8 protein-coding genes are annotated in these 17,148 nt (G+C 74.1%); 1 reads left to right on the top strand and 7 read right to left on the bottom strand.

Features of this window, described 5'->3' with window-relative positions:
• Positions 1–2 precede the first annotated feature (2 nt).
• Entirely contained in the window at positions 3–485 is a 483-nt protein-coding gene (locus tag OIE12_RS22505) for a nitroreductase family deazaflavin-dependent oxidoreductase (RefSeq protein ID WP_329138093.1), read from the top strand.
• A gap of 42 nt (positions 486–527) precedes the next feature.
• Here the strand turns inward: OIE12_RS22505 and OIE12_RS22500 are convergent, their stop codons facing one another.
• The 7 genes from OIE12_RS22500 to OIE12_RS22470 form a co-directional block, all read right to left on the bottom strand.
• Positions 528–1,466, bottom strand: a complete 939-nt coding sequence (locus tag OIE12_RS22500; RefSeq protein WP_443053886.1) for a lysophospholipid acyltransferase family protein — start codon at positions 1,464–1,466, stop codon at positions 528–530.
• A gap of 54 nt (positions 1,467–1,520) precedes the next feature.
• Positions 1,521–2,693, bottom strand: coding sequence for an aromatic ring-hydroxylating dioxygenase subunit alpha (locus OIE12_RS22495; protein WP_329138091.1), 1,173 nt, complete (start codon positions 2,691–2,693; stop codon positions 1,521–1,523).
• A 76-nt stretch (positions 2,694–2,769) separates the two neighbouring features.
• A complete protein-coding gene (locus OIE12_RS22490; protein WP_329138089.1) occupies positions 2,770–5,535 on the bottom strand; it encodes a PEP/pyruvate-binding domain-containing protein in 2,766 nt (921 codons plus the stop codon).
• Positions 5,536–5,591: 56 nt separating this feature from the next.
• Complete coding sequence (locus tag OIE12_RS22485; protein ID WP_329138087.1) at positions 5,592–6,725, bottom strand: SAM-dependent methyltransferase; 1,134 nt, start codon at positions 6,723–6,725, stop codon at positions 5,592–5,594.
• The gene (locus tag OIE12_RS22480) at positions 6,713–7,573 is read right to left on the bottom strand and encodes a thioesterase II family protein (protein ID WP_329138085.1); all 861 of its coding nucleotides are present in this window, start codon (positions 7,571–7,573) and stop codon (positions 6,713–6,715) included. Before OIE12_RS22480 ends, OIE12_RS22485 begins: the two co-directional genes overlap by 13 nt.
• Before the next feature lie 56 nt (positions 7,574–7,629).
• Positions 7,630–15,474, bottom strand: coding sequence for an aminotransferase class I/II-fold pyridoxal phosphate-dependent enzyme (locus tag OIE12_RS22475; protein ID WP_329138083.1), 7,845 nt, complete (start codon positions 15,472–15,474; stop codon positions 7,630–7,632).
• A gap of 11 nt (positions 15,475–15,485) precedes the next feature.
• Positions 15,486–17,138: a D-alanine--poly(phosphoribitol) ligase gene (locus OIE12_RS22470; protein ID WP_329138081.1), complete on the bottom strand. Its 1,653-nt coding sequence runs from the start codon at positions 17,136–17,138 to the stop codon at positions 15,486–15,488.
• Positions 17,139–17,148: the final 10 nt, after the last annotated feature.

Here is a 17,148-nt window from a genome sequence, read left to right as displayed (position 1 = left end):
CCATGTCCCACGAAGCCCCCTCCCGTCGGCCCCAGCCCCCCACCGGATGGCGACGGGTGGCGTTCCGCCTGCCCATCCGGCTGTACCGCGCCGGGCTCGGGCCGCTGCTCGGCAAGCGGTTCCTGCTGCTGCACCACACCGGACGCAAGTCCGGGCTCGCCCGTCAGGTGGTGCTCGAAGTCGTGTCGTACGACAAGGAGAAGGACACCTGGACCGTCGCCTCCGGGTTCGGGCCGAAGTCCGACTGGTACCAGAACGTGCGCCAACGGCCGGACGTCGCCCTCCAGTTCGGCCGGCGACGGGTCGCCGTCACCGCGCACTTCCTGTCCGCCGCCGAGGGCGGTGACGTCATGGTCGACTACGCCCGCCGGCATCCGCGGGCCGCCCGCCGGCTGGCCCAGCTCATGGGGTTCCCCACGGACGGCAGCGAGGCCGCCTACCGGAAGATCGGTGAGGCGACCCCGTTCGTGCGGCTCGTTTCCTGACCGGCCAGTCGGATCTCGAACAGTCGGCCGGGTGCTGAGCGGCTACCCGAAGAGTCCGGTCCGTCCGCGCACCATCTCCGTCAGCGTCTCCTGGATGGTGTCGCGGACCTCGTCCGAGAGCTTGTGGACGAACATGGGGTCCTCAAGCGTCTCGGCCGAGTAGTGGTCCGTGCGGATCGGTTCGCCGAAGCGGATCGTCCACTTCGTCGGCAGCGGCACCGCGCCCAGCGGGCCCAGCAGCGGGAACGCGGGTGTGATCGGGAAGTACGGCAGGCCCAGGCGCCGGGCCAGCGGGCGGGCGTCGGCGAGCATCGGGTAGATCTCCTCGGCCCCGACGATGGAGCAGGGCACCAGGGGGCTCCCGGTGCGCAGCGCCAGGGCCGCGAAGCCGCCCCGGCCGAAGGGGCGCAGCCGGTACCGCTCGGCGAACGGCTTGCCGAGCCCCTTGTAGCCCTCGGGCATGACGCCGACCAGCTCGCCGCGTTCCAGCAGCCGCAGCGCGCCGTCCATACGGGCGGCGGTGTGGCCGGCCTTGCGGGCCAGTGTGCGCAGTACCGGCAGCACGAAGACCAGGTCGGCGGCGAGCAGCCGGAGCGCCCGGTGGGCGGGGTGGTGGTCGCGCAGGGCGACCTGGAGCATCAGCGCGTCCAGCGGCAGGGTGCCGGAGTGGTTGGCGACGACGAGGGCGCCGCCCTCGGCGGGTACGTGCTCCAGGCCTTCGACGTCGACCCGGAAGTACTTCTCGTAGAGCCGCCTGAGCGGTGGCAGCAGGACGTCGTCGGTGAGTTCGGGGTCGTAGCCGAAGTCGTCCACGCCCCCGTCGTCGTCGAGGCAGCGGTCGAGGACGTCGCGGCCCCGGGCCAGGGTGAGCATGGCCTGGGCGACCGTTTCCATGAGCAGGTCACGGGGGCTCGTCCGGTCCGGGTTCCGGTCCTCTTCCGGGGGCCCGTCGTTTCCTTCGTGCCCGGTCGCCTCGGCCATGGGTCGCTCCCCTTCCGTTCGCGGTGCGTGGGTCGTGGGGTTCGGGACGGGGGCCTACGACCGGGCCTCGGCCAGGTCGTCCGTGCGGGGCTTCGGCTTGGGGGTGCGCCGGGCGCGGGAGGCGGGCGTGGCCTTGCCGGGCGTGGCCTCGTCCGCAGGCCTGGCCGGGGTCTCCTCCTCGCTCGCCCGCGCCTCCGCGTGCGCCGCCGCCTCCGCCTTCAGCCGGTCCCGCATCTGCAAGAACTTCGCGTTCATCTCGTCGACCGCGATGAACTTGTTCACCCCGCGCTCGCTCACCTTGGGCTCCTGGCGGAGCATGATGCCCACGTCCTGCGGGTCCTGGACGAGCCGCTCCATGAGCAGCGAGGCCCGCAGCACCCAGGGCCGCAGCGGCTTGAAGGGGACCATGGCCCGCAGCATCGGGTACTCGTACAGCCGCATGATGGCCAGGGTGTTCTCGTCGTCGATGGGCGTGAGCCAGGTGGTGATCTCCAGCAGGCCGGTCTTGACATGGGTCAGCCCGGGCGCCTGGTAGATCAGATTGAAGTGGGAGGTGTTCTCCGGGTTGGCCTCCTCGCACTGGTCGAAGGTGGAGCGGATGGTGGTGCCGTCGACCTCGACCTTGTGGTTGACGATCCTGTTGGCGGCCAGGTAGCGGTCGCGGCCGTCCGTCCAGAGCTTGCGCGCGGTGCCGTACATGAACGTGTAGTCGATGTTGTTCGTCCAGTGGTCCCGGTGCACGAAGGTCACGTGGTAGAACTCGAGCAGGCTTTCGATGTAGCGGGTGTAGTGGAGCGGCCGGGTCCACGAAATGGTCTCGTAGGGCCGGGAGTTGTCCACGAGTTCGGCCGGCAGTTCGATCGCCGGGAGTTCCTCGCGGTCGTCCCCCCACCACAGCCAGACCAGGCCGTGCTGCTCGCGCACGGGGTACGTCCGCAGCTTGAGCGAGGCGGGGATGCGGGCGCCGGAGCCCAGCGCGGGCACCACCTTGCAGGTGCCCTCGGCGTCGAAGCGGAAGCCGTGGTACGGGCACTCGACGGTGTTGCCCTTGAGGCGGCCGTCGCCGATGTTGGCGCCCTTGTGCGGGCAACGCGCCGTCTGGCAGACGAGGTTGCCGTCCAGATCGCGCCACAGGACGAGTTCCTCGCCCATGCGGCGCACCCCGGTGGGTTTGTCGCGTGCGATGTCGCCCGTCTGCAGGATCGGGTACCACTGGTTGGGGATCATCGGGCTGTTCTCCTCTCGTCGCCGCGCCCGGAGGGGCCGGGTGCGGTGTACTGGCTGGCGGATGCGTACGGGGAACTCAGCCCTCGGCCGACTCGACGACCTCGACGGTCCCCCGGTCGCCGTCGACCACGACCGTGTCGCCGGTGCGGAGGCGCTGCGTCGCGTCCTTGGTGTTGACGACCGACGGCACGTTGAACTCCCGCGACACGATGGAGCTGTGCGAGAGCATCGAGCCGATGTCGGTGACCACGCCGCCGGCGATGGCGAACAGCGGGGTCCAGGAGGCGTCGGTGTAGCGGGTGACCAGGATCTCTCCCGGCTGGAACTCGTCGGCCTGCCAGACCAGGTCCTCCACGATGCGGGCCCGGCCGACGATGCGGCCCGGGCTGGAGCCCAGCCCTTCCAGGCGGGTCCCGCCCGCGGTGCCGGACCCGCTCCCCTCCGCACGCGTCCCGCCCGCCGCGCCGGCTCCGCGCCGTGCCGGCCGGGTCGGGTCGTGCTCGCCGACGAACGTCAGGGGCGGCTCGGGCAGCCGGTTGTGGTAGTCGTGCAGGCGCCGCCGTTCGTCCAGTTCCGCGCGGGGGAACGCCTCCCGGGCCGGGCGCACCCCGGCCAGGTACGCGCGGACGTCCTCGAAGTCGAGGTACGCCACCTCGTCCGCCGAGTGCAGGACGCCCTCCTCGACGAGCCGCCGCCCGACCTCGTAGACCACGTTCCGGACCAGCCAGATCGACGTGACCATGGACATGCGGGTGGTCTCGCGCAGTTCGCTGCACAGCCGGTAGAGCGAGATGACCGTCTCCAGCGTGCGGCGCTGCCGCAGGGGCAGGGCGCGTACGGCCGCCCGGACGTCGCCCTCGGCCCTGGCCCGGCTGCGGCCCATGATGTCCTCGACGGTGAAGCCGTCGGCGGCGTAGCGGCGGATCATCTGGAAGAGGTACGAGGGGTCGTCGATCCAGCGCGGGTGGGTGAGCTCCATCTCCTGGCGGCTGCGGGTGCCGTTGGCGCGCAGGAAGGGTTCCATCTCGGCCGTCCAGAAGGCGCGGCCCTCGTCGTCGGCGCGCAGCCGGCCCGCGATCTCCTCCAGGGGCGACCCGTCGATGATCTCCATGACCCGGGGGCGGGCCTTCGCGGCCTGGGCGACCTTCCAGATCTCCTGGGCGGAGGCGACCGTCCGCAGGCTGGACATGTCCGTCTTGAGGCGGTTCTGCAGGTTGTCGCCCTCGGCCCCGAGCCACTTCCCGCACAGCTCGGTGAGGACTCCGTAGAAGCCGAACGCGTTGATGTAGTACGGCATGTAGCCGACGTGGGCGTCGTGGAAGAAGCCGAGGTAGCGGGTGAGTTCGGCGTGCAGCTCGCGGCGGCTCATGCGGGTGAGGTCCAGGCGCCGGGCGCGGTCGAACTCGTAGAGCCGGGTGGTGACCATCTCCTCGGCGCGGTGCGTCATCGTCAGCATCTCGGTGGCGGTGGCGCGCACCCAGTGCAGGGTGGAGAGCAGGTCCTCCAGGCCGCCGGGGAAGGTGCCGAAGGGGTTCTCGTACGTGGAGAGGTCGGCCTCCTCGCTGACGAAGCGGCTGGTGAAGTGGCGCTGGTCGCGGGTGGGCAGGCACTGGCCCAGCAGATGGGCGGTGTAGGAGATGTTGAGGTAGACGTGGCCCTGGAGGTAGCCCATGTGCAGGTCGACGTCGCCGGTGTCGCGGACGCCGAGGGCGGCGGCGCAGTCGCGGTGCACGTGCTCCTGGTAGTAGCGGGCGAAGCTGAGGCCGAGCGGTGACATCAGGCCGACGAAGATCTCGCCGATGTCCATGCGGGACCACAGGGTGCCCTGCTGCACCGCCTCCGGCTGGGGGGCGACGTACGGGCTGTGCCGTTCCTCGCGGGGGGTCTGACGGGGGCGGGTGGTGATCGGCCGGGTCTGCAGCAGGTACAGCGTGCCGTCCCGCAGGGCCCACTCGATGTCCTGCTCGGTGCCGTAGTGGGCGCGGACGTCGAGGGCGAGCCGGGCGAGCGCGGTGAGCTGTTCCCCGGTCAGGCAGGGGGCGTCGCGGTCGGCGGCGTCGACCTTGGTCATGCCGATGGTGCCGGGGGTCACGGAGGCGCACTTGGTGACCTTGTAGCGGACGCGCTCCTCGACCACCTCCAGGGTGCGGTCGTCGACGGCGAAGAAGTCGCTGGAGACCCGCCCGGAGACCAGCCCCTCCCCCAGGCCGCAGCAGGCCTCCACCACCATGCGGTGCGGGCGGCCGCCGACCGGGTCGACGGTGAACAGCACCCCGCTTACGTCGGCGTGCACCATCTCCTGCACGACCACGGCGATGGAGCCCGCCGCGCCGCCGTCCCGGTAGGCCGCCGCGCGGTCGGACCAGAGCGAGGCCCAGCAGGTCTTCACCGCGTCCAGCAGCGCCTGGTCGCCGGAGACGTCCAGGACGGTGTCGTGCTGTCCGGCGAACGACCGGTCGGCGGCGTCCTCCCGGCAGGCGGACGAGCGGACGGCGACGCGCGGGCGGCCGAGGTCCGCGTAGGCGGCGAGGACGGTACGGGCGAGGGGCTCGGGCAGCTCCCGGGCGGTGATCAGCTCGCGGACGGTGCGGCTGTCCGCGCCGCGGGCCTCGGCGGCGCGGATCTCGGCGGCCAGGCCGGTCTCGCGGAGGAAGAGGTCGAACAGTGCGGTGGTGAGGCAGAAGGCGGGCGGTACCGGGAGTCCGGCACCGGTCATCTCCGCCAGCCGGGTCGCCTTGCCCCCCGCCGTCTCGACGGTGGCGTGGCCGTGGCCCAGGGTGAGGACGAGGTCGGCGTGCGGGGCCTTGGAGGCGGCGCGGGCGCTGTCGGATCGGGTTTCCATGCGGGGGTCTCCTGGGTCTCCTGGGGCTCCGGGGTCTCCGGGTGCTCCTGGCCTGCTCAGACGCTCTGGACGGACGGGACGCTCCGGACGGAGGAGGGGGATCCGGCGCCGGATCCCGTACTGGTGCCGGTGAACGCGCGGAACGGCTGGCCCGGGACGATCCGCGTGGCCCGTACGTCGGTGAAGCCCGCCTCCGCCAACTGCGCGGCCAGGTCGTCCGCGTGGGGCAGCGGGCCGCCGAAGTCGGCGTAGGTGAACCAGAGGTTGAGCACGTCGAGTCCGGCGTTGCCGCCGCCCCGGCACGACGTGGTGAGCAGCAGCCGGCCGCCGGGGGCGAGCAGGGCGCGGGCCCGGCGCAGCGCCTCGACGCGCTCGTCCTCGGGGAAGTAGTAGATGTTGTTGTGCAGGGTGACCAGGTCGAACTGCGGTTGCAGGTCCAGCGTGCGCAGGTCGCCCTGCCGGGTCTCCACCCGGTCGGCGAGGCCCCAGGCGGCCATGTTGTCGGCGGCCCGCGCGGCGACGTCCTCCTGCAGGTCGACGGCGACGGCGGTGAGCCGGGGGTTGGCCTCGGCGGCGTACCGGACGTGGGCGCCGGTGCCGCAGCCGACCTCCAGGAGGCGGACGGGGCCCTCCCGGTCGAGGGTCCGGTCGAGGGCGGCCTCGACCATCGCGCGCAGCGCGAGGGAGGAGCGGGCGATGACGGTGCCGTCCTGGTCGGCCAGCGAGAAGCGGCGGCCGGCGGAGAGCATGCGGGGGGCGTCGAGGAGGACCGGCACGTGGAAGCGGAGGATCTCCTCCAGGGTGGCGGCGACGGCGTCGTTGCCCGGCAGGGCGAGCAGCCTGGCGGCGGGGCTCCTGAGCCGGTAGCAGCCCTCGCGGGTGCCCAGTTCGCCGAGCCGGACGCCGGTGTCGAGCCAGGCCCGCAGCCGGGGGCGGTCGTCCTGGGGGACCTCCAGGTACTCGGCGAGGCTGTCGAGGTCGCAGGGGCGTACGGCGAGGCAGCCGAGGACGCCGGAGCCCGCGGCGGAGGCGAGGAAGGCCGCCCGGTAGAGCGGGTTGACCAGCGCGGTCGACAGGGTCAGCAGGACGGGGTTGCGCGGGTCGGTGGCAATCCGCGCCAGGGACAGCGCGTCCGTGAGGGGTGCCTCCACCCGGTGTTTGACGGTCCTGGCCAGGCTCAGCAGATCCATGGGGAATCCCTCTTCGGGGTGTCGGGGGTCCTTGGGGGCTCCGGCTCGGCGTGCCGGGCGAGTTCGTCCCGGACCGCGCGCAGGAGCGCCGGGCGGGCGGGGCCGTTGAGGAAGAAGTGGTCGCCCTCCAGGTGGTGGTGGAGGAGGGAGCCGGTGGTGTACGCGCGCCACGCCTCCACGGCGGGGCGGGGTGCGACGGGGTCGCGGTCGGCCGAGAACGCGGTCGTGGGGCAGTCCAGCGGGGGCCGCGGCGTCCAGCGGTACTCCTCGCAGACGGTGAGGTCGGCGCGCAGCACCGGCAGCCGCCGGTCCAGGTAGGCACCGGCGACGGCGGGGTCGTCGCCGAGGCCGCCGAGGTCGTGGACCAGCCAGCGCAGGTCGGCGTCGGACAGGGTCCGGTCCGCGCGGTCGCCGTAGAGGTGGGGTGCCGCGCTGCCGGACACGAACAGGTGCCGGGGCGCCTCGTGGCCGCGGGTACGCAGCTCGCAGGCGACCTCGTAGGCCAGCAGCGCGCCCATGCTGTGGCCGAACAGGGCGTAGTCGTGGGTGAGTGCGCAGTCGGTGAGGGCGTCGGCGAGGTCGCGGGCCAGGGGGCGCATGGCCGAGTAGGGCGGTTCGCGCAGCCGGAGGCCCCGGCCGGGCAGGGCGACGGGGACGACGCGCACGCCCGTGCCGAGTGCGGCCTCCCAGCCCCGGTAGACGGAGGCGGTGCCGCCCGCGTAGGGGACGCAGATCAGGCGGAGCGGGGCGGCGTGGGACCCGCCTTCGGGGGTGAGGCCCGGGAACCAGGCGGTGGGTGACCGCGGGGTCGTGGCGGGCGGCCCCGGCGGTCGCTCGGTAATGGGCACGTGAGTCCTCGCAGTCCTCGGTCGTCTCGGTTCGAAGGTCGTCGGAGCCGTCCGGATCACCGAGGCACGTACTTGCGGCCCTCGGGCGAGTTCAGCCAGGCCAGGGTGAGGTCCATGCCCTCCTGGAAGCCGACCTCGCTCTTGAAGCCGAAGTCGTCGCGGGCGCGGTCGATGGCGTACGACTGGTCGCGGTCGAAGAGGTGGACGGCGTGCCGGGTGAGCACCGGGCGGGCCTTCACCCGCAGGGCGCCGTAGAGCTTCTCGGACGCCGTGGCCACCCCGCGCGCGAGCGGGGTCGGCAGGCTGACGGCGGGCGGCTTGACGCCGAGGCCGTGGGCCAGCGCCTCGACGTACTCCCGCCAGGTCGTCAGGTCGGCGTCGCGCAGGTTGTACGTGCGCCCGGCCGCCGTCTCCGAGCCGCAGGCGGCGATCATGCCGTCGACCAGGTTGCCCACGTAGACGAGCCCGGCGGGGACGTCGCCCCGGCGGATGTACACCATCTGCTTGGCGAGCAGCAGGGTCGCGATCTCGATGACGAAGTCCTTGCTGCGCGGACCGTAGACGGAGACCGGCCGGACGACGGTCAGCGGCAGTCCGGTCCGCTCGGCCGTCTCGCGCACGGCGCGTTCGCCGAGCAGCTTGCTGCGGTTGTACGGCAGCCCGATGTCGCGCGGCGGCGCGGACTCGTCGCAGGGGGTGGCCGGGTAGCCGTAGACGTCGGTGGTGCTGACGTGCAGGAACCGTTCGACGGTGCCCGCGTGGTGCGCGGCCTCGGCGAGGCGGCGGCTGCCGTCGACGTTGACGCCCCGGAACTCCTCCCAGGGGCCCCAGTCGGCCGACATCCCGGTGCAGTTGTAGACGTGCCGTACGCCGGCCGTGGCGCGGCGCAGACTGTCGGGGTCGGCGAGGTCGCCGGTGACGATCTCGACGTCGGCCCCGTCGAAGGCGGAGCGGTCGCTGCCGTCGCGGACCAGGACCCGGACGCGGTGGCCGTGTTCGGCCAGCCGCCGGGTCAGGTGCCCGCCGATGAAGCCGCTCGCGCCCGCGACGAGGACGTCGGGGCCGGAGTCGGGGACGGGGGCGGAGGGGTGGCGCGGGGCGGGTTCGGGGCGGGTGTCGGTCGCGGCGCGGTCGGCCGTCGTGTCCGGCGCCGCCTCGCCGGTCTTCGGTGCCGTCACGCTCGTCCGGTCTGCCATGGCACGCCCCAGGAGGTCGAGGGAATGGTCCAGGTCTTCTTCGGTGTGGTCGGCGTTGAGGAAGAAGCGCAGGCGGCACTCGTCGCGGGCGACGGCCGGGTAGCCGATGGGCATGACGTTCACGCCGTGCTCCAGCAGGGTGTGGGAGAGCGCCATGGTCCGCTCCCAGTCGCCGATGACGACCGGGACGACGGCGGAGGCGCGCGAGACGCCGATGTCGAGGCCGCGGGCGCGGGCCTCGTCGCGGAAGTGCTCGGCCAGCCGGCGCAGCCGGGCCACCCGGCGCGGATCGTCCTTGAGGACCCGGATCGCCTCCAGGGCGGCGGCGGTGTTCGCCGGGGAGATGCCGGTGGAGAAGATGTGCAGCGGGGCGGTGAACCGCAGGTATTCGACGAGCGGGCCGCGGGCGGCGATGTAGCCGCCGAGGCTGCCGAGGGCCTTGCTGAGCGTGCCCATCCACAGGTCGACGTCGCCGCGGTCGACGCCGAAGTACTCGCCGATGCCCCGGCCCGTGCGGCCCAGGACGCCGAGCGAGTGCGCCTCGTCGATCATCAGCATGGCGCCGTGGCGCTTCTTGACCTCGATGAACCGGCGCAGGTCGGGGATGTCGCCGTCCTGGCTGTAGGCGCCCTCGATGAGCACGAGGGCCCGGCGGTGGTGGGCGCGCTGGGCGTCCAGCATGGCGTCCAGGGCCCGCCAGTCGTTGTGCGGGAACGGGCGGCGCCGGGCACCGGACAGGATGCTGCCGCGTACGGCGCTGTCGTGGATCCACTCGTCGTGCAGGACGAGGTCGTCGGGGCCGAGGAGGTGGCCGATGGTGGCCACGTTGGTGGCGTGGCCGCCGGCGAACACGATCGCGTCCTCCGTGCCGAGGAACGAGGCGATCTCGGCGTCCAGTTCGTGGTGCAGCGGCGTTTCCCCGCACAGCAGGGGCGTGGCCGAACTGGACGTGCCGTAGCGGTCGATGGCCTCCTGCGCGGCCCTGCGGACGCGGGGGTGGTGGGAGAGGGCGAGGTAGTTGAAGGAGGCGAAGTTCAGCACGGTACGGCCGTCGACGGTGGCGTGCCCCGCGTTGTGGCCCTCGTGGGTGCGGCCGTAGGGGTTGGCGCCGCCGGAGCGGGCCTGGCGGAGCCGGCCCTGGAGTTCGGCGTACTCGGGCCACTCCTCGAAGGTGCGTTCCTGGTGGACGGTGGGGGCCTCGGGGTCGGGGGCGGCGTCGATGGTGGGGGCCGTCCGTAGGGCCCGGGAACCGAGTGCGTCCGCGAGCTGGCGGACGGTCGGGTCCTCCGGGAGGGAGCCGGAGCCCCGGTGGCGCTCCAGGACGCCGGGGTACGCACGGGCCAGCGCGCGTTCCAGTTCGGTGCGCATGAGGGAGTCGAAGCCGAGGTCCCGGCCGAGGTGGGCGTCGGGGGCGATCTGGTCGACGGGGAAGGAGCAGACGCGGGCGACGTGGGCGAGGAGGTCCTGAAGCGGGTCGGTGCGGTCCGCCGGGGGCGTCGACTCGGCGTCGCCGGTCGTGCGTTCGTGTGTCGTCACGGCTGGTGCCTCCTCTACAGGCTGCGCGGGCGTCGCCGTTGGCGGGGTGAACCAGTACGACTGCCGTTCCAGGACCGTGTGCGGTATGGGCACGCGCGGGCGCCGGTGCCCTTCGTCGAGCGCCGCCCAGTCGACGTCGCCGCCGGCGCAGTGGAGGCGGCCGAGCGACCGCAGCAGGGTCTCCCAGTCGGCGCCGTCCGCCGGGTCCGGTGCGCCCCTGCGCAGGGAGGGGAGCCACAGCGTCGGGTGGTCGGTGTCCGGCGGGGTAGCTGTGCGGGCCAGGCTGAGCAGGGTGGGGTGCGGGCCGATCTCGACGAACGTGTCGCAGCCCAGGCGGCGCAGGGTCGCGAGGCCGTCGGCGAAGCGGACGGTGCCGAGCAGGTGTGCGGCGAGTTCGTCGCCGCCGATGCGGCCGGTGACCGGCTCGCCGGTGGCGTCGGAGATCCACGGGATGCGGGGCTCCGCGAAGCGGACGGCACGGGCGGCCTCCCGCAGCGGGGCGGCCGCGCCGGCCATCAGCGGGGAGTGGAAGGCGTGCGAGACGGCCAGCGGCCGGACCACGACGCCCCGCTCCTGGAGCAGGGCCCGGGCCGCGTCGGTCTCCTCCCGGGCGCCGGACAGGACGAGCCGCCCCGGGCCGTTGACGGCGGCCACGGAAACGGAGGCGAACCCTTCCGCCACCGAGCGGATCACGTCGGCCGGTCCGGAGCACGCGAGCATCGCGCCGTCGCCCGGCTGCTCGTCCATGTGCCGGCCGCGCACCGCCGCCAGGGTGAGGGCGTCCTCCAGCGACAGGACCCCGGCCACGCACGCGGCGCCGTACGCCCCGATGCTGTGGCCGAGCAGCGCGGCCGGCCGGACGCCGAGCGACGTCCACAGCTCGGCCAGGGCCACCTCCAGCGCGACGAGGGCGGGCTGGCAGTACCGGGTGGAGCCCAGCAGGGCCGTGCCCTCGTCGGCGAACAGCAGCTCCGGCAGCGGGAGTTCGAGGTACGGCCGCAGTACGGCGTCGGCGCGGTCGAGGGTGCGGGCGAAGCCGCCGTGGGTGTCGTAGAGGCCCTTGCCCATGCCGGTGTACTGGGTGCCCTGGCCGCTGAAGAGGAACGCGACCTTGGGTGCCGGGCCGGTGCGGACCCGGTCGCGGACGACGGCGGTCGACGCCTCGCCGCGCACCAGGGCGTCGAGCGCGGCGTCCAGTTCCCCGGCCGAGCGGCCGGTGAGGACCGCGCGGTGGGCGAGCCGGGGGCGGCCCGTCTGCGCGGTGGCGCAGAGCGCCGCGAGGTCCGCCTCCGGGTCGGCGGCGAGGTGGGTGCGCCAGTGGGTGGCCAGGGCGGTGAGGGCGGTGGGGGTGTGGGCCGAGAGGCAGAGGGCGTGGACGGGGCGGTGCGGCGGGGCGGTGTCGTCCCGGACCGGCGCGGGAGCGGCTTCGAGGACGACGTGCGCGGTGGCGCCGCCGAATCCGAAGGAGCTGACGGCGGCGCGGGCGACGGGCGCCTGCGGGGAGCCGGGGAGGTCCGTGAGCCGGGTCGGTACGGCGAGGGCCGCGTCCGGCACCAGGTGGCGGTTGGGGGTGCGCAGGTGCAGGGTCGGCGGGACCTGGCGGTGGCGGACGACGAGGGCCGCCTTGATCAGTCCGGCGATGCCCGCGGCCGCCTCCAGGTGCCCGATGTTGGTCTTGACCGAGCCGACGAGGCAGGGCGCGTCCGCCGGGCGGTCCCGGCCGTAGACGGCGGCCAGCGCCTCCCACTCGACGGGGTCGCCGAGCGGGGTCCCGGTGCCGTGCGCCTCGACGTACTGCACCTCGCCCGGGGTGAGCCCGGCACGGTCGAGGGCCCGTGCGCAGACGTCCTGCTGCGCCGAACCCCGGGGCGCCGTCAGGCCGTTGCTCCGGCCGCCGTGTCCGGTCGCCGAGCCCCGGAGCACGGCGTGGATCCGGTCGCCGTCGGCCAGTGCGGCGGCGAGCGGCTTCAGCAGGACGAGGCCGGCGCCCTCGCCGCGCACATAGCCGTCGGCCGCGTCGTCGAAGGTGCGGCAGCGGCCGTCCGGCGACAGCATGCCGCCGGACGCGAACGCCACGGAGAGGCCGGGGGTGAGCATGAGGTTCACCCCGCCGGCGAGCGCCGCGCCGCACTCCCCGCGGCGCAGGCTCTCGCAGGCGAGGTGGACGGCGAGGAGGGACGAGGAGCACGCCGTGTCGACGGCGAGGCTCGGTCCGTGCAGGTCGAGCGTGTACGACAGCCGGTTCGCGGCGAGGGAGTGGGCGTTGCCGGTGGCACCGTGGACGTCGATGGCCTCGGGGCGGCTCATCTGGAGCGCGGAGTAGTCGTGGCTGCTGATGCCGACGAAGACGCCGGTGGCGGTGCCGGCGAGCCGCGCCGGGTCGAGCCCGGCGTCGTCAAGCGTCTGCCGCGCGACCTCCAGCAGCAGCCGCTGCTGCGGGTCGGTACGGGCGGCCTCCCGCGCCGACATCCCGAACAACCGCGCGTCGAACCCGTCGACCCCGTCGAGGAACCCCCCGTACCCCGGCGCGTCCACCCCGGCGCCGTCCCACCGCTCCCGGGGCACCTCGCCAACGGCGTCCCGCCCGTCCACGAGCAGCCGCCAGAACCCGTCCACATCGGGCGCACCGGGAAACCGGCACCCGATCCCGACGACGGCGACGGGTTCGTCGGGGCCGGGGCGCCCGGCCCCGGCGCCGTGCACGACACCGGCTTCCGGCTCGGGTGCCGCAGCCACGGGAGCCGCGGACCGGGCGGCGGGGGCCGTGGCCGTGTGGGCGGACAGGGCACGGATTGTGGGGTGGTCGAAGACCGTGGCCGTCGTGAGGGTGCGGTGGGTCAGTGCGGCGAGTTCCGAGACGAGTTCCACGGCCTGCTTGGAGTCCAGGCCGAGGGAGGTCAGGGGCTGGTGGGGGTCGATCGACGTCGGCGGGAGGTCCAGGCGGGTGGCGACGCGTTGGGTCAGCCACTCCTCGACGGCCTCGGGGGTGTGGGGCGTGGCCGCCGCGGAGTCCTCGGTGGGCGTGGGGGCGTGCTCGGTGTCCTCGGTGTCCTCGGTGTCCTTGGTGTCCTCGTTCAGCAGGAGTGACAGCAGTGTCGTCACTCGTGGGCGTACGAGCAGTTCGCCGTACGGGATCGGTACGCCGAGCCGTTGTTCCAGGTCGCGTACGGCGGTCAGGAGCGTCGGATGGTCGAGGTTCAGTTCGGCGAAGGTCCAGTCGGTGATGTCCGGGGGGTCGTCCGTCGGGGCGACCCCGGTGAGGGTCTCGGTGACCGCGTCGAGCACCCGGCGCCGGCGCCGGGCGGGCGGCAGTGCGGCCAGTGCGTCGGCGGAGGGGGGCGGGGCCCCCACGCCCCGGGTCACGCTCGCCGCCACCACCGACAGGCCCAGGTCGAGGAAGTCCCGTCGGCACGCCTGGCGTTGGATCTTGCCGCTGGTCGTCTTGTGCGCCGTCGAGCGCTTGAGCAGGACGACGGCGTGCGGGGTGACCTCGTGCGCCTCGGCGATGGCGGTGCGCAACCGGGCCAGCAGCGCGGGCGCGTCGTCCACCCGCCGCCCCTCGACCTCGTGGGCGACGACCAGTTCCTCGGCGCCGTCCACCTCGACGGCGAACACCGCGCCGCAGCCGGTGCGCAGGCGCGGGTCCGTGCGCTCGGCCGTCAGCTCGATGTCGTGCGGGTAGTGGTTGCGGCCCTGCACGATGACGACGTCCTTGGTGCGGCCGACGACGTACAGTTCGCCGTCGCGCACGAAGCCGAGGTCTCCCGTGCGGAGCCACCGGCCGCCGTCCTCACCCCCGATGCCCCCGATGCCCTCGATACGCGCCCCGAACGCCTCCTCCGTCGCCTCGGGCCGGCGCCAGTAGCCGTGGGCGACGCTGCCCCCGGCGAGCCAGATCTCCCCGACCCGGCCACCGCCTCCGCCACCGCTTCCGTCCCCCGAGGGGACCCGCCGCCGGGTGCCCGGGTCGACGATCGCGACGTCCACACCGTCGACGACCGGACCGCAGCCGACGACCTCGGTCACCCGCCCCCCACCGCCGCCCGGCACGGGCCGGACCGTGCCGTCGCCCAGCTCCCGGGCGGCGAACGACCCGACGGTGGGCGCCACGCCCGCCCGGACCCCGGTCACCATCAGCGTGGCCTCGGCGAGCCCGTAGCACGGCAGCAGCGCCTCCTCCCGGAAGCCGCAGGGCGCGAACCGGTCGGTGAAGCGCCGCAGGGTGTCGGCGCGCACCGGCTCCGCCCCGTTCAGCGCCAGCCGCCACCCGCTCAGGTCCAGCCCCGCGCGCTGCTCGTCCGTGATCCGGCGGACGCACGTCTCGAAGCCGAAGTTGGGCGCGACGCTGGTGGAGGCGCGGGTGCGGGACAGCGTCTCCAGCCACAGCAGCGGCCGCCGGACGAAGGTCATGGGTGCCATCAGATGCGCCGGGAACCCCCCGTACAGCGGGGTCAGGATGCCGCCAATAAGGCCCATGTCGTGGTACGGCGGCAGCCACGAGACCATCGCCGAGTCGGCGTCGTGCTCCAGCCGCCGGTGGATCGCGCGGAGGTTGTGCAGCAGGTTGTCGTCGCCGACCATGACGCCCTTGGGCGACGAGGTCGAGCCGGAGGTGTACTGGAGGAATGCCGGGCCCTGCCGGACCGGACCCGGATCGCGCCAGTCCTCCGCCCCGGCGGTGTCGGCGCCGCCGGTCACCAGCCAGCGCAGCCCGCCCAGGCCGAACGCGGCGAGGTCGCCGGGCCGGCCGGCCACGAAGCGGGAGATCTCCCGCGTCGTCAGCGCGTGCGTGGCCCGCGCGTCCCGGGCGATCGCGGCGAGCCGGGGCATGGTCTGGCCGAACCGCCGGGTGTCCGGCGGGTAGGCGGGGACGGCGACGGCGCCCGCGTACAGGCAGCCGAGGAACGCGGCGACGTAGTCGAGCCCCGGCGGGTGGAGCAGCAGGACCGGCTTCCCGGCCAGGTGCTCGCGCTGGAGGAGCGCGGCCACCGCCCGCACGCGCGAGTCGAGTTGGCGGTAGCTGACCGACTCGCCGTCGGAATCCCCGGCCCCGGTCAGGAAGCGGTACGCGAGGGCGTCCGGGCGACGCTCGCGGTGGTGTCGCAGGAGCCCGGCAACCGTCGTCGGTTCCGCGCCCCGCCCGTACGGGCCGGTCGGGCCATGGTTCATATGCGTCTCCGTCACCTTCCGGGCAGGGCCCGCGCCGGCCGGGCCGCGCCGGCGGTCCCGGACAGCCGGCGGTAGTCCGTCTTGCCGTTGGCGTTGCGCGGCAGCTCGTCGAGGCGGGTCGCCGTCCGCGGGAGCATGTAGCGCGGCAGGAACCGCGCGCAGTGCCGCTTGAGCGCGACGAGGCCGGGCCCCCGGCCGGGGGTCCGCAGCGTGTAGTAGAGGGCGATGCGCCGGTCGGCGCCCGCCGTGTCGAGGACGACGGCCGCGTCGGCGATGTCGGGGTGCCGGAGCACGGCGGCCTCGATCTCACCCAGTTCGATCCGGTAGCCGGACACCTTGACCATGCGGTCCTTGCGGCCCCGGTAGACCAGTTCGTCCCCCTCGTAGGAGACGAGGTCACCGGTGGCGTGGCGGTGCCGCCAGTGGTCCTCGGCGGCGGGTTCGGACTCCCGGCGCCAGTAGCCGGGCGTGACGCAGTCGCCCTCGACGATCAGCTCGCCGAAGGCGTCCGGCCCGTCGAGCACGCGTCCGTCCTCGTCGACGACGGACACCCGGGCGCCGGTGACCGGCCGGCCGATCGGCACGGGTTCGGTGCGGTGCAGGTCCGCGGGGCGGACCCGGTGGTAGGTGCAGACGTTGGTCTCGGTGGGGCCGTACAGGTTGTACAGCTCCGTGCCGGGCGGCAACAGCGCCGCCAGGGCGCGCAGTTGTCCGATCGGGAAGACCTCGCCCGCGAACAGGACGTGGCGCAGGGTGCGGACCACCCCGGGGGTGAGCGCACCGGAGGCGGTGAGCAGGTGCAGCACCGACGGCACGGAGTACCAGACGGTGACCCCGTGCGCGCGGATGCCCGCGGCGAGGGCGCCGGGGTCGCGGGCGTGGTCGTCGGGGACGATCCAGACGCGGGCCCCGGCCGACAGCGCGGTGAACAGGTCGAAGGTGGACAGGTCGAAGTTGAAGGAGGCGTGGTTGGCGAAGACGTCGTCCGGGCCGACGAGCAGTTCGGAGCGCGCCCACCGGATGAAGGCCGCCAGGTTGCGGTAGCTGATGCGGACGCCCTTGGGGGTGCCGGTCGAGCCGGAGGTGTAGAGCAGCGCGGCGAGGTCGTCGCGGTGCGGGGTGGGCAGGAGGACGAGGTGCCGGGCGGCGGTGAACTCCGCCCAGGTCCGGACGGGGGCGCCCGGACGCCCGCCCGCCGTCCCCGTTTCCCCGGCTCCGCACCCGGCCTCGTCCCCGTGCCCGTGCCCGTCCCCGTCCTCGGAGACGACGACCGTCCTGAGGGAGTCCGGCAGCAGGTGGCCGGACAGCTGCTCCCAGTGGCGGCGGTCGGTGAACAGGGCCACCGGTGCGCAGTCGGCGAGGATCGTACGGACCCGGCCCACCGGCTGGCCGCCGTCGAGGGGGACGTAGGCGCAGCCCGCCTGGAGGGCGCCGAGGATCGCCTCGGCGTAGCGCGGCCCCTTGTCCGCCCAGATGGCCACCCGGTCGCCGACCGCGGCACCGAGGCCGAGCAGCCCGGAGGCCACGGAGGCGACGGACGCCCGCAGTTCGCCGTGGGTCACGGTCCGCTCCCCCACGAGGGCGGGGCGGTCCGCCCGCTCCGGGGGGAGGGTGCGCGGCAGCCGGATCAGCGCGAGGTCGGACTCGCCCGTGGTGTGCGTCACGTCTGTTTCC

The organism is Streptomyces sp. NBC_00670 (genome assembly GCF_036226765.1).
GTDB lineage: Bacteria > Actinomycetota > Actinomycetes > Streptomycetales > Streptomycetaceae > Streptomyces.
The sequence above is the reverse complement of the archived record's forward strand: the minus strand, read 5'-3'. Positions and strand labels throughout refer to the sequence as shown.

Excerpts from the sequence above, each read along its gene's own strand:
- OIE12_RS22505 (WP_329138093.1), top strand. The coding sequence starts at position 3 with ATGTCCCACGAAGCCCCCTCCCGTCGGCCCCAGCCCCCCACCGGATGG.
- OIE12_RS22500 (WP_443053886.1), bottom strand. The coding sequence starts at position 1,466 with ATGGCCGAGGCGACCGGGCACGAAGGAAACGACGGGCCCCCGGAAGAG.
- OIE12_RS22495 (WP_329138091.1), bottom strand. The coding sequence starts at position 2,693 with ATGATCCCCAACCAGTGGTACCCGATCCTGCAGACGGGCGACATCGCA.
- OIE12_RS22490 (WP_329138089.1), bottom strand. The coding sequence starts at position 5,535 with ATGGAAACCCGATCCGACAGCGCCCGCGCCGCCTCCAAGGCCCCGCAC.
- OIE12_RS22485 (WP_329138087.1), bottom strand. The coding sequence starts at position 6,725 with ATGGATCTGCTGAGCCTGGCCAGGACCGTCAAACACCGGGTGGAGGCA.
- OIE12_RS22475 (WP_329138083.1), bottom strand. The coding sequence starts at position 15,474 with ATGAACCATGGCCCGACCGGCCCGTACGGGCGGGGCGCGGAACCGACG.